General features: G+C 65.2%; 20 protein-coding genes. 12 read left to right on the top strand and 8 right to left on the bottom strand.

What is annotated here, in order from left to right:
- Nucleotides 1-40: 40 nt before the first annotated feature.
- The 6 genes from AX729_RS01890 to AX729_RS01865 all read left to right on the top strand — a co-directional run bounded on the left by AX729_RS01890 (nt 41) and on the right by AX729_RS01865 (nt 10,509).
- Nucleotides 41-1,564, top strand: a complete 1,524-nt coding sequence (locus tag AX729_RS01890; RefSeq protein ID WP_061020196.1) for a UxaA family hydrolase — start codon at nt 41-43, stop codon at nt 1,562-1,564.
- Nucleotides 1,565-1,804: 240 nt separating this feature from the next.
- Nucleotides 1,805-2,323 carry a PAS domain-containing protein gene (locus AX729_RS01885; RefSeq protein ID WP_061020195.1) on the top strand — a complete coding sequence of 173 codons (519 nt, stop codon included), beginning with the start codon at nt 1,805-1,807 and terminating at the stop codon, nt 2,321-2,323.
- Nucleotides 2,301-3,608 (top strand): methyl-accepting chemotaxis protein, encoded by a 1,308-nt coding sequence (locus AX729_RS01880; RefSeq protein WP_061020194.1) that lies wholly within the window; start codon nt 2,301-2,303, stop codon nt 3,606-3,608. The genes AX729_RS01885 and AX729_RS01880 overlap by 23 nt, the downstream gene beginning before the upstream one ends.
- 203 nt (nt 3,609-3,811) lie before the next feature.
- Entirely contained in the window at nt 3,812-7,081 is a 3,270-nt protein-coding gene (locus tag AX729_RS01875) for a transglutaminase family protein (protein ID WP_061020193.1), read from the top strand.
- 27 nt (nt 7,082-7,108) lie between these two features.
- Nucleotides 7,109-9,634 carry a circularly permuted type 2 ATP-grasp protein gene (locus AX729_RS01870; protein ID WP_061020192.1) on the top strand — a complete coding sequence of 842 codons (2,526 nt, stop codon included), beginning with the start codon at nt 7,109-7,111 and terminating at the stop codon, nt 9,632-9,634.
- A complete protein-coding gene (locus AX729_RS01865) occupies nt 9,631-10,509 on the top strand; it encodes a transglutaminase family protein (RefSeq protein WP_061020191.1) in 879 nt (292 codons plus the stop codon). Before AX729_RS01870 ends, AX729_RS01865 begins: the two co-directional genes overlap by 4 nt.
- Nucleotides 10,510-10,720: 211 nt before the next feature.
- Here AX729_RS01865 and AX729_RS01860 read toward each other — a convergent pair whose 3' ends face one another.
- From AX729_RS01860 to AX729_RS01830, 7 genes are all read right to left on the bottom strand, one after another.
- On the bottom strand, nt 10,721-11,311 hold the full coding sequence (locus AX729_RS01860) for a TetR/AcrR family transcriptional regulator (protein WP_061020190.1): 591 nt from the start codon (nt 11,309-11,311) through the stop codon (nt 10,721-10,723).
- A 16-nt stretch (nt 11,312-11,327) separates the two neighbouring features.
- Complete coding sequence (locus AX729_RS01855) at nt 11,328-11,789, bottom strand: nuclear transport factor 2 family protein (RefSeq protein WP_061020189.1); 462 nt, start codon at nt 11,787-11,789, stop codon at nt 11,328-11,330.
- 283 nt (nt 11,790-12,072) lie between these two features.
- A complete protein-coding gene (locus AX729_RS01850; protein WP_245325011.1) occupies nt 12,073-12,903 on the bottom strand; it encodes a phosphodiesterase in 831 nt (276 codons plus the stop codon).
- 58 nt (nt 12,904-12,961) lie between these two features.
- Entirely contained in the window at nt 12,962-14,242 is a 1,281-nt protein-coding gene (locus AX729_RS01845; RefSeq protein ID WP_061020188.1) for an ABC transporter substrate-binding protein, read from the bottom strand.
- A gap of 29 nt (nt 14,243-14,271) precedes the next feature.
- Nucleotides 14,272-15,108 (bottom strand): carbohydrate ABC transporter permease, encoded by an 837-nt coding sequence (locus AX729_RS01840; protein WP_061020187.1) that lies wholly within the window; start codon nt 15,106-15,108, stop codon nt 14,272-14,274.
- Nucleotides 15,105-16,052, bottom strand: a complete 948-nt coding sequence (locus AX729_RS01835) for a carbohydrate ABC transporter permease (RefSeq protein ID WP_061020294.1) — start codon at nt 16,050-16,052, stop codon at nt 15,105-15,107. The genes AX729_RS01840 and AX729_RS01835 overlap by 4 nt, the downstream gene beginning before the upstream one ends.
- Nucleotides 16,045-17,196 (bottom strand): ABC transporter ATP-binding protein, encoded by a 1,152-nt coding sequence (locus AX729_RS01830; protein ID WP_061020186.1) that lies wholly within the window; start codon nt 17,194-17,196, stop codon nt 16,045-16,047. The genes AX729_RS01835 and AX729_RS01830 overlap by 8 nt, the downstream gene beginning before the upstream one ends.
- Nucleotides 17,197-17,349: 153 nt before the next feature.
- Here AX729_RS01830 and AX729_RS01825 point away from each other — a divergent pair, with 153 nt between their 5' ends.
- Both AX729_RS01825 and AX729_RS01820 read left to right on the top strand, forming a co-directional pair.
- A complete protein-coding gene (locus AX729_RS01825; RefSeq protein ID WP_061020293.1) occupies nt 17,350-18,249 on the top strand; it encodes a LysR substrate-binding domain-containing protein in 900 nt (299 codons plus the stop codon).
- A 218-nt stretch (nt 18,250-18,467) separates the two neighbouring features.
- Nucleotides 18,468-19,295 carry an HD domain-containing protein gene (locus AX729_RS01820; RefSeq protein WP_061020185.1) on the top strand — a complete coding sequence of 276 codons (828 nt, stop codon included), beginning with the start codon at nt 18,468-18,470 and terminating at the stop codon, nt 19,293-19,295.
- Between the two features lie 90 nt (nt 19,296-19,385).
- On the opposite strand, the gene AX729_RS01815 is transcribed toward AX729_RS01820, so the two are convergent.
- Nucleotides 19,386-19,718, bottom strand: a complete 333-nt coding sequence (locus AX729_RS01815) for a hypothetical protein (RefSeq protein ID WP_061020184.1) — start codon at nt 19,716-19,718, stop codon at nt 19,386-19,388.
- 100 nt (nt 19,719-19,818) lie between these two features.
- Between AX729_RS01815 and AX729_RS01810 the strand changes: the two genes are divergently transcribed.
- The 4 genes from AX729_RS01810 (at nt 19,819) to AX729_RS01795 (ending at nt 24,209) form a co-directional block, all read left to right on the top strand.
- Nucleotides 19,819-20,715: an alpha/beta fold hydrolase gene (locus tag AX729_RS01810; protein ID WP_061020183.1), complete on the top strand. Its 897-nt coding sequence runs from the start codon at nt 19,819-19,821 to the stop codon at nt 20,713-20,715.
- A 153-nt stretch (nt 20,716-20,868) separates the two neighbouring features.
- Entirely contained in the window at nt 20,869-21,444 is a 576-nt protein-coding gene (locus AX729_RS01805; protein WP_061020182.1) for an HdeD family acid-resistance protein, read from the top strand.
- 131 nt (nt 21,445-21,575) lie between these two features.
- Nucleotides 21,576-22,787 carry an ABC transporter substrate-binding protein gene (locus tag AX729_RS01800; protein ID WP_061020181.1) on the top strand — a complete coding sequence of 404 codons (1,212 nt, stop codon included), beginning with the start codon at nt 21,576-21,578 and terminating at the stop codon, nt 22,785-22,787.
- Between the two features lie 207 nt (nt 22,788-22,994).
- Nucleotides 22,995-24,209 (top strand): acyl-CoA dehydrogenase family protein, encoded by a 1,215-nt coding sequence (locus AX729_RS01795; RefSeq protein WP_061020180.1) that lies wholly within the window; start codon nt 22,995-22,997, stop codon nt 24,207-24,209.
- The last annotated feature ends 1 nt before the right edge of the window (nt 24,210 follow it).

Raw genomic sequence — 24,210 nt, 5'->3', positions numbered from 1 at the left:
GCTACTCACCATTCGCTATTCGCCTCCGAAGGAGACTCCCATGACCATCAGCCCCGTCATCCGCCTGCATCCCGATGATGGCGTGGTGATCGCGCGCGCGAGCCTGCCGCCTGGAACAAGCGTGGCTGACGGCGTGACCACGGTCGATCGCATCCCCTCCGGCCACAAGGTCGCGATCAAGCCGATCGCGGTGGGCGAGCCGATCAAGCGCTACGGTCAGATCATCGGCTTTGCCACGGCGCCGATCGCGCCGGGCCAGCACGTGCACGTGCAGAACTGCGGCATGGGCGATTTCGCCAAGGACTATGCCTATTGCGCCGACGTGAAGCCGACGCCGAACTTCGACCTGCCGGCGACCTTCGAGGGCATCCGCCGTCCGGACGGCCGCGTGGCCACGCGCAACTATATCGGCATCCTCACCTCGGTGAATTGCAGCGCGCATGTCGCCAGCCTCGTCGCCGATGTCTTCAAGAAGAATCCCTTCACCGGCGACAACCCGCTGGCCGATTTCCCCAATGTCGACGGCGCGGTCGCGCTGACCCACAAGACCGGCTGCGGCATGACGCAGAACGAGCCCCTGGCGCTGCTCCGCCGCACGCTCGGCGGCTATGCGCGGCACGTCAATTTCTCCCACGTCATCGTGCTCGGCCTCGGCTGCGAGGTGAACCAGATCGGCGGCCTGATGGAAGAGCAGAAGCTCGCCGGCCGCCTCCGCGCGATGGACATCCAGGAGGTCGGCGGCACCCGCAAGACCGTGGAGGCAGGCATTGCCTTCGTGCGCGAGGCGCTGGCTGACGCCAACAAGGTCAGGCGCGAAACCGTGCCGGCAAGCGAATTGACCGTGGCCCTGCAATGCGGCGGCTCGGACGGCTATTCCGGCGTATCCGCCAATCCGGCGCTGGGTGCGGCCAGCGATCTCATCGTGCGCCACGGCGGCACCGTGATCCTGTCGGAGACCCCGGAAACCTACGGCGCCGAGCACCTGCTCACGCGCCGCGCCGTCAGCCGCGAGGTCGGCGAGAAGCTGGTGGATCTCATGCGCTGGTGGGACGAATACACGACGCGCGAAGGCGCCGAGATGAACGCCAATCCCAGCCCCGGCAACAAGGCCGGCGGCCTCACCACGATTCTGGAGAAATCGCTCGGCGCGATGGCGAAGGCCGGCACCACCAACCTTGTGGAGGTATTGCGCTACGCCGAGCCCGTCACCAAGAAGGGCTTCGTCTTCATGGACACGCCCGGCTACGATCCGGTGGCTGCGACCGGGCAGGTCGCCGGCGGCGCCAATCTGGTCTGCTTCACCACGGGTCGTGGCAGCGTGTTCGGCTGCAAGCCGGCGCCCTCGATCAAGCTTGCCACCAACACGCCCATGTACAAGCGCATGGAAGAGGACATGGACGTCAATTGCGGCATCATCCTCGAAGGCGAGGAGACAGTCGAGCAATGCGGCCAGCGCATCTTCGATCTCATCCTCAAGACCGCCTCGGGACAGCCGACCAAGAGCGAGAGCTTCGACTTCGGCGGCGCCGAGTTCGCGCCCTGGGTGCTCGGCGCGACGATGTAGTCGCATCCCGCGTGCGACGTAGCACGAGCACAATCGACGGCCGATCGAGCCAGGCCGGCGATCACGTCCGCGACGCGAGTGATGTGCAAGTGCAACGGTCGTTCGCTCCAGTAGTGATACGGAAGCAAGGATCTCGCGCCCAAGTTCCCGGGATTACATCTGGTTAACACTGTTGTCGTAGACAGGAAGTGATGCGGCTCCGCAACGTTGCGGGCCGGCCTTCGTCCAAGGATCGAACAGATGCAAGCGATACGTCCCACTGGGGTGGAAAATCTCCTCGGTGAGGAGGAACTGATCGTATCGAAGACGGATCTCAAAGGCCGCATCACCTACGCCAACGACGTCTTCATCCGCATGGCGAAATTCTCCTGGACGGAGCTGATGGGCGCGCCCCACAGCGTGATCCGCCATCCTGACATGCCGCGCTGCGTCTTCAAGCTGTTGTGGGACACGCTCGCGGCCAAGCAGGAAATCTTCGCCTACGTCGTCAACCTCGCCAAGGACGGCAGCCATTATTGGGTGCTCGCTCACGTCACCCCGACGCTCGACGATCGCGGCGACATCGTCGGCTATCACTCCAACCGCCGCAAACCCGATCCGGCGCAGATCGAGCGCATCAAGCCGATCTACAAGGCGCTGTGCGCCGAAGAGGCGCGCCATGCCAACGCCAAGGACGGCATGCGCGCGAGCTTCGAGATGATGGTCGGCCTGCTCAAGCAAAACGGTGTCGCCTACGATGAATTTGTGCTCTCTCTCTAAGGCGCAAGCCGCTGCGGGCCTGGCCTGCCTGCTCGCCGCCGCGGCCCTCGCATTGTCGGTGGCCGGCGCCTTGACCACGGTCCCTGCCGCCGTCCTGCTCGGCTTCATCGTGGCGCTGCTCGGCTACACGCTCTGGAATCAGCGCCGTTCGCTGGCTGCCATCGATGAGGCCGCGGAGGTATGCCGCAAGGCCGCCCATGGCGATCTGGAAGCGCGCGTGTTCAGCGATCGGCAGCCCGGCCGCATCGGAATGATCCAGAAATCGGTCAACGACATGCTCGACATCACCGACGCCTTCGTCCGCGAAGCCTCGGCGTCGATGGACTATGCCAGCCGCGGCAAGCACTTTCGCAAGATCCTGGCGCGCGGGTTGCCGGGCTCGTTCCGCCGTTCCGCCACCGTGATCAATTCGGGCACCGACAGCCTCGGCCGGCGCGTCGTCGAGATCGCGGAGCTCGCAAAGCAGTTCGGCACACACCTCGATGAGGTCGCCGGCGGCCTCATGAGCGCGGCGACCGATCTCGAATCCGACGCCGGCCAGATGGCCGCGGCGGCCGAGACGACGAGCCGTCAGACCTCCGGCGTGCGCAATGCGTCCGATCAAGCCTCCAGCAACGTCGCTACGGTGGCGAGCGCGGCGGAAGAGCTGGCGTCATCGATCGCCGAGATCGGCCGCCAGGTGGCCGGTTCGACCGCGAGCACGGGGCGGGCGGTGAACGAGGCCAATCGCGCCGGCAGCGAGATCCGCTCGCTCGCCGACGCGGCGCTGCGGATCGGCGACGTCGTCAGGCTGATCAGCGAGATCGCCGAGCAGACCAATCTCCTGGCGCTCAACGCCACCATCGAGGCGGCGCGGGCAGGGGAAGCCGGCCGCGGCTTCGCGGTGGTGGCCTCCGAGGTCAAGAGCCTCGCCAACCAGACCGCAAAGGCGACCGAGGAGATCAGCGCCAAGGTCGGCGAGATGCAGCAGTCGACCACCAATTCGGTCGCGGCGGTCGAGGCGATCGCGCAGACCATCGCCGAGATCGACGAGATCACGGCCGCGATCGCAACCTCCATCGAGCAGCAGGGTCTCGCCACCCGCGAGATCGCCCGCAATGTCCAGGAGGCCTCGGCAAGCACCACGCAGGTGTCCTCCAACGTTACCGGCATCAGCGAAGCCGCCGCCGACACCGGCCGTGTGGCAAGCCGCGTCAACAGCGCCTCCGAGCGCGTCCATGGCGAGGTCGAGACGCTCCGGCGCGAGGTGACGCAGTTCCTGCAGCGGCTGACCTCGGCGGCGTAAGGCTGCCGGGCGTTCCAGTATGGGGACGACGATTTAAGGGGCGAACAGCGAATAGGGAGTGGCGAATAGGGTAAATCTTTGGCTGCTCGCCATTCGCCGATCACCATTCGCCCCTGTCGTAGGCACGGCCTGCCCGTTGTTAGTGCTTGATCGCACCGACATCAGGTGTTCTGCTCAAAAAAGCTGCTGGAGCACCGCACCCCGTGTCGATCTACGTCGCGCTACATCACGTCACGCACTACAAATACGACCGTCCGATCGACCTTGGCCCGCAGACCATCCGCCTGCGGCCGGCGCCGCATACCCGCACGCCGATCCTGAGCTATTCGCTCAAGGTCACGCCATCCAATCATTTCGTGAACTGGCAGCAGGACCCGCAAGGCAACTGGCTCGCCCGCTACGTCTTTCCGGAGAAGACCACCGAGCTGAAATTCGAGGTCGACTTCACGGCGCAGATGACCGTGGTCAACCCGTTCGACTTCTTCGTCGAGCCATATGCCGACAGCTTTCCGTTCGAATATCCGAAGGACCTGAAGACGGAGCTCGCGCCCTATCTCGAGACCGTCAAGCCCGATCGCCTGTTCGCCAAGTTTCTGGACACGATTCCGCACGAGGCCCCGAACACCGTCAATTTCCTGGTCGATCTCAACCGCGAGCTCCAGAAGAAGATCCGCTACATCATCCGCATGGAGCCGGGCGTGCAGACGCCGGAGGAGACGCTTGCTTCCTGCGCAGGCTCGTGCCGCGACTCTGCCTGGCTCCTGATCCAGACCATGCGCCATCTCGGTCTCGCCGCCCGCTTCGTCTCCGGCTATCTGATCCAGATCCGGCCCGACATCGACCCGATCGAGGGACCGCCGGAAGTCGAGAACGATTTCACCGATCTGCACGCCTGGGCCGAGGTCTATCTGCCTGGCGCGGGCTGGATCGGTTTCGACGCGACCTCCGGCATGCTCGCGGGCGAGGGACACATCCCGGTTGCCGCGACGCCGCACTATAGCTCGGCCGCTCCGATCTCCGGTGGCGCGGGCTTTGCCGAGGTCGAGTTTGCATTCGACATGAGCGTGAAGCGCATTCGCGAGGCGCCGCGCATCACGAAACCGTTCTCCGACGAATCCTGGGCACGGCTCAACGATCTCGGCGAGCAGGTCGACGGCGATCTCGCGAGCCAGGACGTGCGCCTCACCATGGGCGGCGAGCCGACTTTCGTCTCGGTCGATGATCTCGAGGCGGCCGAGTGGAATACCGAAGCCGTCGGCCCGACCAAACGCGCGCTCGGCGACGATCTGATCCGCCGCTTGCGCACGCGCTTCGCGCCGGGCGGCCTTTTGCATTACGGCCAGGGCAAATGGTATCCGGGCGAGAGCCTGCCGCGCTGGGCCTTTGGCCTGTACTGGCGCAAGGACGGCATACCGATCTGGAAGAACGCCGATCTCATTGCCAGGATCGAGAATCCGCGCCGGGCCGAGGTGAAGGACGCCGAGGCCTTCATGGAAGGCACGGCGGCCCGGCTCGGCCTCGATGTCGGTTACATCATCCCGGCTTACGAGGACACCGCGTACTGGCTCCAGAAGGAGGCCGAGCTTCCGGTCAATGTCGATCCCACCGATTCCAAACTATCGGATCCGGAAGCCCGCGCGCGGATGGCGCGCGTGTTCAACGAGGGACTCAACACGCCGCGCGGCTTCGTGTTGCCGGTGCAGCGCTGGAATGCGCCGCCGCGCTGGCGCAGCGAGCGATGGCAACTCCGGCGCAATCATCTGTTCCTGATGCCGGGCGATTCTCCGCTCGGCCTGCGCCTGCCGATCGGGTCGCTCGGTTACGTCCCGCCCAACCAATATCCCTACATCGTCGAGCAGGACCCGATGGAGGCTCGGGACAAGCTGCCGGTGTTCACGCTCGCCGCGCGTCCGGAGCCTCCGCCGCGGGCCGCGCCCGAGCATCTCAACACCTCCGTCCCGGTGCGCACTGCGATGTCGGTCGAAGTCCGCGACGGCGTGCTCTGCGCCTTCATGCCGCCGGTCGAGCGCATCGAGGACTATCTCGAACTGGTCGCCGCGCTCGAAGCCACCGCGGAGGAGATGCAGCTACAGGTCCATGTCGAGGGCTATCCACCGCCGTTCGATCCGCGCATCGAGGTCATCAAGGTGACCCCCGACCCTGGCGTCATCGAGATCAACATCCAGCCGGCGAAGAGCTGGCGCGACGCGGTCGAGATCACCTCCGGCCTCTACGAGGACGCGGCGAAGGTGCGGCTCGGCGCGAACCGCTTCCTGGTCGACGGCCGTCACACCGGCACCGGCGGCGGCAATCACGTGGTGGTCGGCGGCTCGAGCCCGCAGGACTCGCCCTTCCTGCGCCGTCCCGATCTCTTGAAGAGCCTCGTGCTGTACTGGCAGCGGCATCCGTCGCTGTCCTATTTCTTCTCCGGTCTGTTCATCGGCCCGACCAGCCAGGCGCCGCGCATCGACGAAGCGCGGCACGACAGCATCTACGAGCTCGAGATCGCGCTCTCGCACGTACCGCCGCCGGGCACCCAGACCCCGCTGTGGCTGGTGGACAGGCTGTTCCGGCATCTGCTGGTCGACATCACCGGCAACACCCACCGCGCCGAGATCTGCATCGACAAGCTCTATTCGCCGGAGGGACCGACCGGCCGGCTCGGACTCGTCGAATTCCGCGCACTCGAGATGCCGCCGGATCCGCGCATGTCGCTGGCGCAGCAGCTCCTGATCCGCGCACTGATCGCAAAGTTCTGGCGCGAGCCGCTGGCCGGCAAATTCGTGCGCTGGGGCACCGCGCTGCACGACCGCTTCATGCTGCCGCATTTCATCTGGGAAGATTTTCAGGACGTGCTCACGGAGCTGAAGCAGTTCGGCTACCCGTTCGAGCCGGAATGGTATCTGGCCCAGCTCGAATTCCGCTTCCCCGCCTTCGGCCGCATTCATCATGGCGGCGTGACGCTGGAGCTGCGCCAGGCGCTGGAGCCCTGGCACGTGCTCGGCGAGGAGGGCTCGGCCGGGGGCACTGTGCGCTACGTCGATTCGTCGGTCGAGCGGCTCCAGGTCAAGGCGGAGGGCTTCGTCGAAGGCCGTCACATCGTCACCTGCAACGGCCGCCGCCTGCCGATGACCGCCACCGGACGCTCGGCAGAGGCCGTGGCTGGCGTCCGTTTCAAGGCCTGGCAGCCGGCGTCCGGCCTGCACCCGACCATCCCCGTTCACGCGCCCCTGACCTTTGATCTGATCGACACCTGGAACGGCCGCTCGCTCGGCGGCTGCGTCTACCACGTCGCTCATCCCGGTGGGCGCAGCTACGACACCAAGCCGGTCAACACCTATGAGGCCGAGGCGCGACGGCTGGCGCGCTTCCAGGACCACGGCCACACCCCTGGTCCGATGCAGCCGCCGCCCGAGGAACGCACAAATGAGTTTCCGCTGACCCTCGACTTGCGGACACCGCTCCTGCAATGAGTATGGTGCCGGGGCAGGGAGACGCGCATGGGCGAGGGCGCAGCCGAACAGGACGACAAGGCGGGGAAGGCGCAGGATCGGCGTGAAGCCCAGCGCCGGCTCACGCAATGGGTCCGCGACTATAGCCGGCTGCCCGGCATCCCCGACGAGTTCCTCGGCCAGGACGGCACCCCTCGCGCGGTCTGGAGCCGCTTCTTCGACGCATTCGGCGCGCTCGCGCCCGACGAGATCGAGCGGCGCTTCGGCATGGCCGACCGCCACCTCCGCGAGGCCGGCGTCACCTACCGCGCGCCCGGCGACAGCGCCGACCGGCCCTGGTCGATCAGCCATCTGCCGCTTTTGATCGACGAGGCCGACTGGAAGCAGCTTTGCGCCGGCATCACCCAGCGCGCCGAGCTGCTCGAGCGCGTGCTGCGCGACATCTATGGCGAGGGCCGGCTCGTTGCCGAAGGCGCGCTGCCGGCGGCCGCGATCGCCGGCAGCCCCGAATATCTCCGTCCCGTCTGCGGCGTGCCGCCGCCGGGCGGGCGCTATCTCTCCATCTATGCCGCCGATGTCGGCCGCGGGCCGGACGGACGCTGGTGGGTGCTCGGCGATCGCACCCAGGCGCCATCGGGCGCGGGCTACGCGCTGGAGAACCGCCTTGTGCTGTCGCGCGCCTTCTCCGATCTCTACAAGTCGATGAACGTGCCGCGCGTCGCGCCGTTCTTCGAGGCGTTCCGCGACAGCCTTCGCGCGCGCGCCGACCGCGACGAGCCGCGGATCGGCGTTCTCACCCCCGGCAGCTTCAGCGAGACCTATTTCGAGCATGCCACGCTGGCGCGCTATCTCGGCTTCCTGCTGGTCGAGGGCGACGATCTCGCCGTCAGCGACAACCGCGTCCACATCCGCACCGTCGCCGGGCTCAAGCGGCTCGACGTGCTCCTGCGCCGGGTCGATTCCAACTCGCTCGATCCGCTCGAACTCGATGCCTCCTCGCGGCTCGGGGTCCCCGGTCTGATCGACGTGTTGCGCAAGGACGGCGTCGTCGTCGCCAACATGCCTGGCTCGGGCGTCCTGGAGGCGCGGGCGCTGCTCGGCTTCCTGCCGGCGCTCAGCCGCCGCCTGCTCGGCGAAGATTTGAAGATGCCGCACATCGCGACCTGGTGGTGCGGCCAGCGCGCGGCGCGCGACGAGGTGCTGGCGCGGCTCGACGACGTCGCGATCGAAGGTGCCTACCGGCGTGACGTTCCCGGTTTCGACAGCAATGGTCCCGTGCTCGCGAGCGAACTCGATGCCGCCGACCGCCAGCGCCTGATCGACGCCATGACCGCGCGCGGCATGGACTATGTCGGCCAGGAAGTGGTGCGGCTCTCCACCATGCCGGTGTGGGAGAAGGGACAGCTCACGCCGCGCCCCTTCGTGCTGCGCGTGTTCGCGGCCGCCACGCCCGACGGCTGGGCCATCATGCCCGGCGGCTTCTGCCGGATCGCCGAGCAGCCGGACGCCCGCGCGGTGTCGATGGGCGACGGTGCCCGCGCCGCCGACGTCTGGGTGGTCTCGGACAAGCAGGTCTCGACCGCGACGCTGCTGCCGGCGACCGACAAGGTGCGCATCCGCCGCATCGCCGGCGTGCTGCCGAGCCGTGCCGCCGACAATCTGTTCTGGCTCGGCCGCTACCTCGAACGCGCCGAGGCGACGCTGCGGCTGGTGCGCGCGCTGGGCTCGCCGAGCGGGCCCAACAAGGGCACCGCGGCCTCGGTGCAATCGGCCGAACGCATCCAGCGGCTGCTGGTGGCCTGGGGCGCGATCTCGCAGAGCTCGCGCGCGGCTCCCGGTCGCATCGCGGCCGAAGCGTTGCAGAGCGCGGAGCGCTTCGGCTCGGCATTGTCGCTGGTGCGCGCGGCCCAGCGCACCGCCACCTCCTTGCGCGAGCGGCTGTCGCCCGATGCCTGGCAGGTCATCACCGAGATGGCGGAGCGGCTCGCCAACGAAGTGGAGGACGACGACGGCGTGCTGAGCGCAGCCGAGTTGACCTTGCAGGAACTTGCAAGCTTCGCAGGCCTCGCGCAGGAGAACATGAACCGCGCCGCCGGCTGGCGTTTCCTCGACATCGGACGCCGCACTGAACGTGCCATCAACACCACGCGCTTCGCGCGCCAATTCGCCTATGACGAAGCCGGCGACGAGGATCTCGACATCCTGCTGACGCTGGTGGATTGCCAGATCACCTACCGCTCGCGTTATCTGCTGGCGCCGATCCTGGCGCCGGTGCGCGACCTCGCCGTGCTCGACGGCTACAATCCGCGGTCGGTGGCGTTCCAGGTGACGACGCTGAACGAGCACATTGCCGCGCTGCCGAGCCTGAAGGAGCACGGCCTGATCGAGAAGCCGCAGCGGCTCGCGGTGGCGATGCAGGCGATGCTCGCGACCGCGGAGGCCGAGAAGCTCGAGGTCAAGACCCTGTTCGCACTGGAGCAGGATCTGCTCAGCTTGGCCGACGCGATCGGGCAGCACTATTTCCCGCACGGTCCCAATGCCAGCCGGCCGGAAAAGCTGACGGGGCTGGCGTGATCTACGACATCCGTCACGTCACCACCTACGAGTACGAGAATCCCGTCAGCTTCGCCCGCTGCACGCTGCGGCTGGAGCCCCGGAGCGGCGATGGCCAGGAGCTGATCTCGCACGATGTCGAGATCCATCCACGCCCGGCCGAACGTACCGTGCGGCGCGATTTCTTCGGCACGCTGACCGAGAGCGTCGTGATCGAAGCCGCGCATCGCAATCTGCGCATCGACTCGCGTTCACGTGTATCGGTGTCACGCGCGCCGCCGGCGCGTGATGCGCTCAGCCCGCCCTGGGAGAGAATTCGCGACCTGGCCTTCGAGGCGACGAGCCTCGGACCGGCCTCGCCCGTCGGTTACGTCTTCGCAAGTCCTCTGGTGCCGGTGCTCCGCCCGGTCAGCGCTTACGCGGCGGAGAGCTTTGCGCCGGACGTGGGCATCCTCGAAGGCGCGGTCGATCTGATGCACCGCATCCGCAACCAGTTTCGCTACGATCCCAAGGCGACGGTGATCTCGACACCGCTCGACGAGGTCTTCGACAAGCGTCACGGCGTCTGCCAGGACTTCGCCCATGTGATGATTGCAGGGCTGCGCGGCCTCGGCCTGCCTGCGGCCTATGTCAGCGGATATCTGCGTACCATTCCGCCGCCGGGCCGGCCGCGTTTGCAGGGCGCCGACGCCACCCATGCCTGGGTCTCGCTGTGGTGCGGGGCCGAGCTCGGCTGGGTCGATCTCGACCCGACCAACGATGTCCTCATCGGCAACGATCACATCGTGCTTGCAATGGGGCGCGATTTTTCCGACGTCTCGCCGGTCGACGGCATCATCGTCGGCTCGCAGAAGCAGAAGCTCGGCGTCGCCGTCGACGTGCTGCAGGTGGAGTAGGGCGTGTGCTCATAAGCGTCGGCTTATCAACGCACAGCGAAACTCTGACATCTTGGAAATGATCGGCAGGTTGTGACCCGTTGCGGACCTTCGTCGTGGCGTCGAAGGTTTGCTGAATCCTCGGAAGTCATATGAGCCAATTTCGCATCGCATCTGCGTGTCTATAGAGCCCTCGGACGCCTGACGGCGCTGGCAAAGCGTGAGGCGATACCTAAGCACCGCGGCGCGCTCGAGACCGTTGAGATCCTTTGCGAGGCTCCAGACGCAACCTCAGCCGGTCTATGGTTCGCACGAAAAGGCTCTCGTCATCGGTTGCGCGTGCCAACACTAAGGCGCCCTGAATTCCAAGTACTATTTCTTCGGCGGACAGGTTGGCGTCTGCAGGGTTCCATCCTAGTCGGACGAGCGCATCACTCAATGATGCGATCCACCGGACAAAATACCTTGAAATTGCATCGGAAAAACGATCGCGCGTGCCGTCGAGGGCAAATGCTCCGACGAGACAAATGCGTCTACCTGAGCGGAAATATGAAATGACGGAATCCCACATGCGAGTGATGGCTGCTTCAGGTGCGTCGTTGCGCAAGGGCGCGAAGACTTCGCGCTCGAACCAAGCATCAACTTCGTCCAGTACGGCTTTGGCCATGTCTTCTTTCCCGCCAGGAAAGAAGTGATAGAGGCTGCCCTTTCCTAGGCCGGTTTTTTCAGTAATCCGGCTCAATGACGAGCCCTCGTAGCCGAATTCCCGGAAGACTTCGGCTATGAGGGGGATTACGTCACGGCGCTCATTGAGCGTCCGCATGCGATGCCTTTCTAGTTTAGAGGCCTAAGTCCGACAGTCCCGGATGGTCATCCGGACGGCGGCCAAGAGGCCAGTGGAACTTGCGATCTGCTTCTTTGATAGGGACGTCATTGATGCAGGAGAAGCGCCGTTGCATCAGTCCCTCGCTATCGTATTCCCAGTTCTCGTTGCCGTATGACCGAAACCAGTTGCCGCTGTCGTCATGCCACTCATAGGCATAGCGGACAGAAATTCGGTTGTCGGTGAAGGCAAATAGTTCCTTCACCAAGCGGTAGTCTAGTTCCTTCGCCCACTTCCGGGAAAGGAACGCGACAATTGGGCCTCGTCCATTGACGAATTCGGCGCGATTCCGCCAGCGGCTGTCCGGCGTGTATGCGAGGGACACCTTTTCTGGGTCTCGGCTATTCCATCCATCTTCCGCGAGGCGGACCTTTTCCTTGGCGCTTTCTAGTGTGAAGGGCGGCGCAATCTTTGTCATGTCTACATCTCCGTTGTACTGATGGGTACAACGTATACCGTTCGGTACAGAATGTCAACGGCGTTCGATAATGATCGCTTGAAGTGCACTCGACAACTTCACGGAAGCCGATCAACCAACCGAAGTACGCAAATGATCGAACTGCGCCGACGTCGCCTAATGGGCCTATCTCCGAACTCAGGTGAGGGACGCCAACGCGCCGCTATGGAGGTGGAACGGAACCTACAAGAACAGCAGCGCGGGTTTATCGGTACCCGCCCTGCAAACGGTCGGCGCTCGCCGGTCACCGCACCATGGTCTCGCGATCCCAGGCCTGATAGTCGGGCGAGCCTTCGATGCGGATGGGACCCTCGTAGCCGTATTCCACCATGTGCACGGTTACATAGTCTTCTCCGAAAAACACCACGCCGTACGATTGCGGCAGGTCGGACGCACTCAGAAGCCTGGTCTCGGAGAACAAAGGATAGCTCGCATGGTTGGTGCCGCGCAGCGACGAGACTGGAACGCCTGCGACAGAACCGGCAAGAGGCAAGTGACAATGCCCGAAGAAGACGTGACGGATCTTTGACCGGTTGCGGCCAACGAGACGCCGGAACGGCGCTTCGTCGAGCAGGCGGATCTGGTCGAGAGGACCGAGATGCACCGGCATGGGATTATGGTGCATGAAGAGCAGGAACGGCCCGTCATGCTCGGCAAGCCGTGCCTCGAGCCAGCCGAGACGATCTTCGCAATAGCGGCCGGCATGCGTGTCCGGATGGGCGGTGTCGAGGAACAGGCAGCGGCCGGCTGCCGTATCGTGCATACCCTGGACGAAGCCGTTCTCGTCGGCGAGGTCGGGGAACACGCTCAGGAAGGCGGCGCGCCGGTCGTGGTTGCCGATGCACAGCCGGACCGGCAGCGGATATTCGTCGAGGCGCTGCTTGAGCCATTGATAGTCGGCGAGATCGCCCCAATCCGAGAGATCGCCGGTGATCACCATCAGTTCAGCGTCGTGATGATCCTTCAGGGCATGCGCCAGCGCCCGCTCGAAATTGGCCCGCGGATCGCGGCCGCCGATGGTCGAGCCGGGCGTCGTGAGGTGAATGTCGCTCAGATGAAGCAGTTTCACCGCCATCTCCAATCATTGCGGCGCGGGGCGCCGGAGCGCCCCGTGCCAGTGCATCCGAGAGAGCTCAGCGTGCCGCGCCGGTGGTCTTCGGCAGCAGCTTCTGCACGTCCGCGGTCATGTCGGCGAGGACGGCCTCGGGCTCCTTCGCGCGGGCGCCCGAGATGATCGAGTTGAGATGATCCTTGATCACGTCGGTGATCTTCAGGCCGTTGTCGCCGGGGAAGGCGTACCATTTGGTGAGCAGCGCGAGCTGGCTGACCGCGGTGTAGTTGTTGGGGTTCTTGACGTAGAAGTCCTTCAGATAGACGTCGTTGGCGACCTTGTTCGGCGGCATGTAACCGGTGGTCTCCGCCATGATCGCCGCGCCCTTGGGGCCGGTCCAGAACTTCACCGCTTCCCAGGCGGCGTCGCGCTTGGCCTTGTCCTTGGCGAGGATCAGCACGACATTGCCGCCGGCCGGCAGCCTGCCGTTCGGAGAGACGACGTCCGGGAACGGAATCGTCTTCAACGCGAACTTGCCGCCGGTCATCTGCGTGACCTTGTTGAGGTCCGAGGTCGAGGTGATGTGGAAGCCGGTCTTGCCGGCAGCGAACGCCGCGCGCATCGACGGCTGGTCGAGATTGGGCATGCCGCCTTCGTTGACCAGCCGCGCAATCGTGTTGATCGCGAACTTGCCTTCCGCTCCGTCGAACGCGACCTTGGTCTCGTCGGCGTTGAGCATGGTGCCGCCGCGCGCGAAGACCGGCGCCTGCCACAGCCAGTTGCCGGTGATGTCCCAGGCATAGGTGACGCCGTTGGTGTCGTTGCCGAGCGCCTTGACCTTCTTGGCGAGCGCGATCAGCTCGTCCCAGCTCTTGGGCAGGTTGTTCACATCGCCTCCCGCCTGCTTCACCAGGTCGAGATTGACGTAGACGATGGGCAGGGAGATCGCGAAGGGAAGGGCGTAGACCTTGCCGCTGGCGGTGCCGATGTCGAACATCGCCTGGTGAAAGCCCTGCTTGTCGAAATCCTTCTCGGCCGCGATGTAGCCGTCGAGCGGGGCCGGGATGTTCTTGTCGACCAGGACGCGGATGCGGTTCAGGCCCTGGAAGGATACATCAGGCATCTGGTTGGTCACGGCTTCGCGCAGCACCTTCTGTGTGCCGTCCTCGTAGGATTCGTAGGGTGCCCGCATGGTGACCTTGATCTCCGGGTGCACCTTGGCGAACTCCTCGGCGATGCGCTTGTGGGTCTCGGTGAACAGCTCCGGATAGGGATACTGCATCACGATCTCGGTCTGGGCCTGCGCGAGCGCAGATCCAGCCACGAGCGACAGAGCCGCCGCGGCGATGATGGTCTTCAGCATGGATAGACTCCTTGGTTGGGGTGGCGCAGTTACTTGATCCCGGTCAGGGTGATGCCCTCGATGAAACGGCGCTGGGCAAAGAGGAAAGCGATGACGAGCGGCGCGATGATCACCATCGCCGCCGCCATCAGCGGGCCGTAGCTGGTGCCGGCCTCGTTGTTGCGGAAATGCGCGACCGCAAGCGGCGGCGTACGCAATTGCTCGCTGTTGAGCACGATCAGCGGCCAAAAATAGTCGTTCCAATGCGCGACCACGGAGAAGATTCCGAAGGCGGTCACGGCCGGGATCGCGGCCGGCAGCATCACCCGCCAGACGATGCCGAATTCGGAGATGCCGTCCATGCGCGCGGCATCGACGAGATCGTCGGGCACGGTCTTGAAGAACTGGCGCATCAGGAAGATGCCGAAGACCGAGATCGTGAACGGCAGGACGAGCGCGGCATAGCTGTCGAGCAGGCCGGCCTTGTGCAGCATCAGGAAGACGGGGATCGCGGTTGCCTGCGGGGGGATCAGGATCCCGAACAGCACGAGCGCAAACAGCGTCTCGCGGCCGAGGAAGCGAAGCTTTGCGAGCGCATAGGCCGCCGGCAACGCCACCATGACCTGCAGCACGAAGATCGAGACGGTGACGATGACGCCGTTGAGCAGGAAGCGCAGCAGATTGGCCTTGGCGAAGGCCTCGCGCAGGTTCTCCATCAGAGCAAACTGATGCGGGATCAGGTGCAGCTCGCTGGAAAAGATCTCGGTCTGCGGCTTGGACGCGGTCGAGATCATCCAGATGAAGGGGGCCAGCATGATCGCGGCGCCCGCGATCAGGAGCACGTGGCGGAGGATCGCCCGGAACGGGATGGGATGCGCGTAGCTCATGAGTAGTGCACGCCGCGATCGGCGAGCCTCGATTTGACCAGAGTGAGCAGGAGAACGAAGACCAGGAAAACGACGGTGATCGCCGCGGCGTATCCCGAGCGGAAGAACTCAAATCCTTCCGTGTACATGGTGTGGATCAGCACCTCGGTGGATTTCGACGGGCCGCCCTTGGTCAATACGTGCACGGTGTCGAACACCTGGAACGAGCGGATGCCGGAGATCACGACGACGAAGGTCGTGACCGGCCCCAGCATCGGCCAGGTCACGAGGCGGAAGCGGGCCCAGCCGCTCGACGCGCCGTCTATCTCGGCCGCCTCGTAGAGCTGCTTGGGGATGGAGACGAGGCCGGCGAGAAACAGCACCATGTTGAAGCCGACCGCCTGCCAGATGCCGATCGCGCACAGCGCATAGAGGGCGGTGCTGCGGTCCTGCAGCCAGGCGAAGGCCGGCAGGCCCGCGCCGCGCAACACCCCGTTCACCAGTCCGAATTGCGGGTGCAGCATGAACTCCCACACGACTGCCATCGCGATCAGGGTCGCCATGACGGGCAGGAAATAGATGGTACGGTAGAGGCTGCGCAGGCTGGTGCCGCTCTGGATCAGAAGCGCGATCGCAAGTCCTGCGATCACGGCGCCGGGCACCACGATCACGACGTAAGCCAGCGTGTTGCGCAGCGCGGTCCAGAACACCTTGTCGGCGAACAGGTCCTGGTAATTGGAAAGGCCGATCCAGGAGAAATGCGGCGCGCCGAGCTGATAGTCGGTGAAGGAGAGCGCGATCACGCCGGCGAGCGGACCAAGCAGCATGATCAGCATCAGCGCCGCGGCCGGCGTCACCAGGGCGTAAGCGGAGTATGTCCGCCGGCTGCCGTGGGCCGGCACCGTGCGCCGCGTCACGCCTGCGGGGGCGATGGCCGCGTCAAAGGTCATGGAGCCGTCAGACATGGGCGGGCTCACGGACGCGCTCGGCCTGCTCCAGTCTGAGCTCGATCCGCTTCCCGGCCGGATCGAAGATCCGCACCGCGTCGGGTGCGAAGCCAAAGGTGACGGAGCCGCCCATCGCAGGCAAATGCCTGACGTCCGCGAGCCGCGCGATCAGGCGCAGCCCGCTGCCTGCGATCGCAAGATGCACGAATGCCTCGGCACCGAGATTCTCCAGATGGACGACGGTTCCGGTGAACGGCCCTGTGCCGAGGTCGATCCGCTCCGGGCGGACGGCGACGCGGCATTCGCCGGCCGCCGCACTGGACGAGAGCTTCAGGCCTGTCCCCAACACATCGACGCCGCCGTCCTTCCGGATCCGGCCGGGTAGGACGTTGATCTTGGGGCTGCCGATGAATTCGGCGACGCGGATATCGCCGGGGTCGTTGTAGATCTCTGCGGGCGTCCCCGCCTGAATCAATTCACCGCCCATCATGACGGCGATCCGGCTCGACATGGTCATCGCCTCGGCCTGGTCGTGCGTGACGTAGACGAACGTGGCCTTGAGGCGGCGATGCAGCTCGGCGAGCTCTGCGCGCATGTGGACACGCAGCTTTGCGTCGAGATTGGAGAGCGGTTCATCGAACAGGAAGGCCAGCGGCTCGCGCACCATGGCGCGCCCGACCGCGACGCGCTGCCGCTGTCCGCCGGACAATTGCCCGGGCTTGCGCCGCAGCAATGGAGCGATGTCGAGTTGCTCGGCGATCCTTTCGACGTCGGCGCGGATATGCCGTTCCTTGGCGCGCCGGCCCGGCAATAGTGCGCCGAGCAGCGGCAGCCGCTCGATCGCCGAGAGGCGCCGCATCCGCAATGGCACCGCAATGTTGTCGAAGGTACTCAGATGCGGATAGAGCGCGTAGGATTGGAAGACCATCGCGAGGTTGCGCGCGCTCGGGCGAATGGCGTCCACGGGGCGGCCGTCGATGTGGACCTGGCCGGAATTCTGGGGCTCCAGCCCCGCTATGATGCGGAGCAGGGTCGACTTGCCGCAGCCGGAAGGACCGACCAGCGAGATGAACTCGCCGTCCTCGATGCGGAAATCGATGCCTTTCAGGACGTCAGTACCGTCAAAGGATTTGCGGATTGCGGAAAGCTCGATTTGCGCCATGCGCGCTGGTCCCCTGCTGGCCTGTTGCGGCGCACGAGGAGTAGGGACCGCATCTGACATTCACATAACGGTCAATGGCTGTCCTTATGGTCATCCCAGGTTTTGCTTTTGCCGAGTCCGGCAGACGGGGGTATCGATCGTGGGGTTGTGGTCGTGGCGTTGACGTCGTCGCGCGTGCGGGCCGTCAATGCGGTGTTCGAGACCGGCAGCTTTGCGGCCGCAGCAAGGCGGCTGGGGGTGTCGCAGCCGGCAGTTGCCCAGCTCGTGCGCGATCTGGAGGCCGAGTTCGCGGTTGCGCTGTTCGACCGGCATGGCCAGACCCTGATCGCGACGCCGCTGTGCCGGCGGCTCTATGCCGCGACGAACCGCATGCAAGCGATCGAGGCGGATGCACTGGCCATCCTGCTGCAGCGCGATGAGCTCGCGGGGGGTGAGCTTCGCATCGGGCTTGGCAATGCCATGCCGGGCATGGCGCTGATCGCGGCGTTCCGCAATCTGTACCCGAAGATCCAGATCAACATCGAGATCGGCAGCTGGTCGGCGATCATGGCCGCGGTGATCGACCAGCGCGTCGACGTCGCCGTCCTGCCGGAGGTGCCGCAGGACAACCGCTTCCGGCGCGAGCCCTGCGTCCAGCAGCGCGTCGTTGCGATCTGCCATCCCGTTCACGACCTCAGTCGGGAAACGCGCGTGTCGATCGCCGGCCTCGTGCAATATCCGCTGGTCTTTCGAACCCGGGATTCCGCGACCCAGCGCGCCGTGGACAGGGCATTTCGCGCCGTCAACCTGCGCGCCAGTCCGGCGATCATCGTCAATACGCGCGAGGGGATGCTGGAGGCGGTTGCCAATCGGCTTGGCGTCGGCTTCGTCTGGGAGCACGGCTCGAGCCGCATCGACCGGATCGCGAAGGTGGCAATCGCGGAAATCGAGGCGGAGTCGCCCGAATACATCTTCTCGCTGGCCGGCAAACGCGGCAAGCTGGTCGAGCTGTTCTATCTGGCCAGAAGTCTTTCGCGTCCGGCCGACGGCGCCGACATCCTGGCCGCGCCGTGAAGCGCCAGTCTTGCCGCCAGTCTTTCCGGCTGCCTTTGGTTGTGCTGGAGTGTGACGGCAACCGTGATGTTGCGCGGCGGGATGGCAGGTTATTTACGTATTTTTGCTCCGGAGTTTGGTGACCCGACCCAAGATGGGCTATGCTCCCGCTGCGTCGAGGACAAGAATGAGACGTCGGGAGATGGCATGGGACACCAGCGGCGGACGGGGCTGCATCCATGATGACCTTACCGAGACTGGCGGCCGAATCTCTGGAGCAATTGCTCGGTAAGTTCATGCGGCGCCGGTACGATGAGACTTCTGCGAGCATCGTCGAGAGCGCGACCCGCACCGCGATGGAATGCATCGGCAACAGCGATGCGCTCTACCACAACATCGAGCATACGATGCTGGTGACGCTGGCCGCCCAGGCGATCCTCAGCGGCCGGAGCCTTCATACGCATCTGTCGGCCGAGGATTACGTCCATGTCCTGGTCGCCTGCCTCGCCCACGACATCGGCTATGTGCGCGGGCTGTTCGAGGAGGACGACGCCGACGGCTTCGTGATCGATGCGACCCACGCCAAGATCTCGTTGCCGCGCGGCGCGTCCGATGCGAGCTTGATGATGTATCACGTCGACCGGTCGAAGCTTTATGTGACGCGGCGGCTCCGGCACATCCCCGGAGTGGACCCGGACCGCGTCGCCCGTGCCATCGAGGGCACGCGCTTTCCCGCCCGTGAAGGGCAGGAATATGACGACGAAGCCTCGATCCTGCGCGCGGCCGACTTCATCGGCCAGCTCGGCGACCCCAACTATCTGCGCAAGGCCAACGCGCTCTACTACGAGTTCGAGGAGGTCGGCATGAACCGTCAGCTCGGCTACGACTCGCCGGCCGATATCGTCAACCGCTACCCCCAATTCTACTGGAACAGCGTCGCACCGCACATCCAGACCGAGATCGGTTATCTCAACAAGACCGAGATCGGCCGGCAATGGATCGCCAACCTCTACAGCAACGTCTTTCGCGCCGAACGCGACATCTCGCTGTCCGGTCCGCAGAAGTAGGTCGGCCGCGCCTGGCCTTGTTGGGCCCGGCGATATCCGGGGCGGTAGTGCCACATCGGGGATGTCGCTTCGCTGATCCGGGCTGCTGAGTCACACGTCTCGGCCGTGCAGTTTCCAGAGCTCGTAGAGGCTGTCCCAATCGGGAATCTCGTCGCAGGCGTAGCCGTAGGTCCGTCCGCTGCCGAGCTTCCGGAAATCTCTCATCGCATTCAGGTGCGCGCCGCTCGAGACGAAACGGCGCATGCTGACCAGATCCGACCACGCCGTCATGGTGTGGTAGACACCTCCTTTGACGCTACCGGTGGTGAGCAGATTCCCGGGCGCGCGCCTTGCCTGTGCGAAAGTTCGCATCGTCTTCCACCAGAACACCGGAAGCTGCATGACTCCATTCGGGCGAAAGCCCGTCATCGAGACATAGACCATGTCGGTCCCTTGGTCCGTTGCGTCTCATCAGAACGAATTTGTCCGAGGGCTTGGATCACTCGCGATCCGCGGTTTATGCTGAGAAGGCGAGGTGCCCGGCATGCAACAGAAAACAGTCACCACCGACGTCCTCGACGTCGCCTATCTCGACTACGGTGCGCCGGATGGCTGGCCCTGCATCATGGGTCACGGCTTTCCCTATGACGTGAACGCCTACGCCGAGGCGGCGCCGATCATCGCGGAGGCAGGCGCACGCGTGCTGGTGCCCTGGCTGCGCGGCTACGGGCCGACGCGGTTTCGCTTCGCACAGACGTTGCGCTCCGGTGAGCAGGCGGCGCTGGGTGCCGATCTCCTCGCCTTCATGGACGCGCTCGGCATCGAGCGCGCGGTCGTCGGGGGCTATGATTGGGGCGGTCGCGCCGCCTGCGTGGTGTCGGCGCTCCACCCCGAGCGCGTGGTCGGGCTCGTCTCCGGCAATTCCTACAACATCCAGAACATCGCCCGCGCGATGGAGCCGGCTTCGCCACCGGAGGAGGCGGCGCTCTGGTATCAATATCTGTTCCACAACGAGCGTGGCCGCCGCGCGCTGGAGCGCAACCGGCGCGGCTTCGCCCGCCAGCTCTGGTCGATGTGGTCGCCGACCTGGGCGTTCGACGACGCCACCTTCGAGCGGAGCGCGGTGGCGTTCGACAATCCCGATTTCGTCGACGTCGTGATCCACTCCTACCGCCACCGCTATGCGCTGGTTGAGGGCGACCCCGCCTATGCCGCGATCGAGGCGAGGCTGGCCGCCCAGCCGCCGATCCGCGTCCCGACCATCGCGATCGACGGTGACAGCGACGGCGTTAATCCCGGCACCGCCCATCACGCGCCCAAGTTCGAGGGCTTCTTCGAGCGGCGCGTGTTCGCGGGCGCCGGTCACAATCTGCCGCAGGAACGGCCGGCCGAATGGGCCCGGGCCGTGCTCGACGTGCGCAAGGCGGCCGAGCGCGCCTGACCATCGAAGGCGAGAGCGGACGTAGTCCGCTGCATTCGATCTTGACTTGCATCAATGTTGCTGCCGGCCGGCGGTGTTCTGCTGGCTGTCGTCCCGGTACGGCTCGTGCTATCTTGAATTGTGCGTCGGGGCCTCGCAGCAGGAGTGACCGCCATGACAAGTGCTTCGGATACGTCTCCCCATGGGAGTCTGGGCTCGGGCATCGCGGCGCTGCATGCCAAATGGGGCTGGATCGTCGCGCTCGGTGTCGTCTATCTGATCGCCGGCTTCGTCGCGCTCGGCAGCGTGGCGATGGCGACGGTGGCGAGCGTGATCGTGGTCGGCGCCATGATGATCGTCGCCGGTGTCGCCGAGGTCATCGGCGCATTCCAGTTGAAGAGCTGGGGCAAGTTCCTGATCTGGGCCTTGCTCGGCGTGCTCTACGTCATCGCGGGCTTCGTGACCTTCCAGAACCCGTTGCTCGCGGCAGTGCTGTTGACGCTCTTTCTGGGTGCGTCACTGATTGCCTCTGGCGCCATCAGGTTGTTCCTCGCCTTCAACATGAAGCGTGAGACGCCGTGGGTGTGGGTGGCGGTCTCGGGCGCCATCACGCTGCTGCTTGGCCTCTTGATCGTTGCGCGCTGGCCGGTCAACAGCGTCTACATCCTCGGCCTGTTCCTTGGCATCGACCTCATCATGGCGGGGGCCGGATGGATCAGTCTGGGCCTTGGCCTGAAGCGGCGTCGTTGAACGACGCTGCGTCATCAGCAACTCGACGCAAGACCGTGTGACGGAACTCCGTTGATTTGACGCGCTGACAAAAAGCAGCACGCCGCGCGACCGCCTGATGGCGTCGCGGCGACAATCATCGGGGAGAAACCATGAAAGCCGCATTGGTGCTGGCCGCAACGCTGGCTGCCGCCTGCCTGTCCACGCCCGCCGCCGCGCAGAAATCCTACGGTCCCGGCGTCAGCGACACCGAGATCAAGATCGGCAACACCATGCCCTATAGCGGCCCGGCCTCGCCGCTCAGCATCACGGGCAGGGTGATCTCCGCCTATTTCGACGAGGTCAACGAGAAGGGCGGCGTCAACGGCCGCAAGCTCAATCTGATTTCGCTGGACGACGCGTTCTCCCCGCCCAAGACGATGGAGGCGGCGCGGCGGCTGGTCGAGGGCGACGGCGTCGCCTTCATCTTCGCGACCATGGGCACGGCGCCGAGCTCGGCGATCGCGAAGTACCTGAACAGCAACAAGGTGCCGCAGCTCTTTCTGATCAGCTCGGCCTCGAAATGGAACGATCCCGCCAACATGCCCTGGTCGATGGCGTTGCCCTGGGCGCCGAACTACACCAGCGAGGCCGCGATCGACGTCGCCTATGCCCGCGCCAAGAACCCGAATGCGCGGTTTGCGGTGCTCTATCAGAACGACGACGCCGGCAAGGAATATCTGCGCGGCGTCAAGGAGGCGCTCGGTGCTGACGCCGACAAGGCGATCGCGATGGCCTCGAGCTTCGAAGTCGCCGACCCCACCGTCGATTCCCAGGTGCTGACGCTGGCGAATACGAAGGCCGACGTCTTCCTGATCTATTCGGTGACGCCGCGCGCCTGCGCGCAGGCGATCCGCAAGGCGCATGAGGTCGGCTGGCAGGCGACGCGCTTCATCGCGAGCGGCTGCGCCAACAAGGCCACCGTGATGGTGCCCGCGGGCCTCGATGCCGGAAAGGGCGTGCTGTCGCTCGGCGCGCTCAAGCCGTTCGTCGAGACGCCGAAGAACGATCCGGCGATGACGGCCTATATCGACTTCATGAAGAAACGCCTGCCCAATGCCGACGTCAACAACGTCGCCGGCCTCTACGGCTACACCGTCGCCGAAGCGCTGGTGGTGCTGCTGAAGCAATGCAAGGACAATCTGACGCGCGAGAACATCATGGCGCAGGCCGCGAACCTGAAGAACGTGCCGCTGTCGCTGCTGATGCCCGGCATCACGCTCAACACCACGCCGCAGGACTTCCGCCCGATCAAGGACGGCTACATGCTCCAGTTCGACGGTAACGATTGGGTGGTCGCGAGCGAGCTGTTAAAGGGGACGTGAGGGGCTGACAAGTCATCGCGGTTGACCGGTGTTGCGGCGCATCCTTCGAGACGCGCGCAAAGGGCGCGCTCCTCAGGATGAGGGCGGAGTGCGGGGTGGCAGTGTCAACAAGCGCCGGTGTCGCTTAGCCTCACCCTGAGGAGACCGCGAAGCGGTCGTCTCGAAGGGCGAGGCGCGCGCTCCACTTTTTACGAACAGGAGACCCCCATGGACTTTCAACACTCTCCCCGTTCGCTGGAGCTCCAGGACCGCGTCAGCCAGTTCATGCGGGCCCACGTCGAGCCGGTCGAGGAGCTCTATTACGAGCAGGTGAAGCCGGAAGCGTCGCGCTACAAGACGCCGCCCGTCCTGCAGGATCTGAAGCGGCTGGCGCGGGAGCAGGGGCTCTGGAACCTGTTCCTGTCAGGCGAGCACGGACCGGGCCTGACCAATCTCGAATATGCGCCCGTGAAGGAGATCATGGGCCGTATCCTCTGGGCGACCGAGGTCTTCAATTGCTCGGCGCCCGACGTCGGCAACATGGAGGTGCTGGCGAACTACGGCACGCCGGCGCAGCAGGAGCGCTGGCTAAAGCCGCTGCTGGAGGGACGCATCCGCTCCGGCTTCTCGATGACGGAGCCGCAGGTCGCCTCCAGCGATGCCACCAACATCCAGTGCGCGATCAAGCGCGATGGCGACGATTACGTCATCAACGGACGGAAGTGGTTCACCTCAGGCGCGATGAACGAGGATTGCGAGATCCTGATCGTGATGGGCAAGACCGCGCCTGACGATCCCGACCGCCACCGCCAGCAATCCATGATCCTGGTGCCGAAGAATACCCCCGGCGTCCGCATCGTCCGCGACATGCTCACCTACGGCTACGACGACGCGCCGGTCGGCCATCCCGAGATCGTCTACGAAGATGTTCGCGTGCCCGCGGAGAACATCCTGCTTGGCGAGGGCCGCGGCTTCGAGATCGCGCAAGGCAGGCTCGGGCCCGGCCGCATCCATCATTGCATGCGACTGATCGGCTGCGCCCAGCGCGCGCTGGAATTGATGTGCCAGCGGTCGGTCTCGCGCGTTGCCTTCGGCAAGCCGCTTGCCGAGCAGGGCTCGGTGCGCGAGGACATCGCAAACTCCTTCTGCGAGATCGCGCAGGCGCGGCTCCTGACGTTGCAAGCCGCCGACAAGATGGACCGCGAAGGCAACAAGGCCGCCCGCGACCTGATCGCCGCCGCCAAGATCGTGGTGCCCAGCATGGCCGCCCGCGTCATCGACCGCGCCATCCAGATCCACGGCGCCGCCGGCGTCTCCCAGGATACTTTCCTCGCGCGCGCGTACGTCTACGCCCGCTTCATCCGCATCGGCGACGGGCCGGACCAGGTGCATCTGGCGGCGGTGGGCAAGGAGCTGATCAGGCGGGGCGGGGTGATGGGGTAAG

This window comes from Bradyrhizobium sp. CCH5-F6, assembly GCF_001556045.1.
GTDB lineage: Bacteria > Pseudomonadota > Alphaproteobacteria > Rhizobiales > Xanthobacteraceae > Bradyrhizobium.
This window is presented reverse-complemented; position numbering and strand designations above follow the sequence as displayed.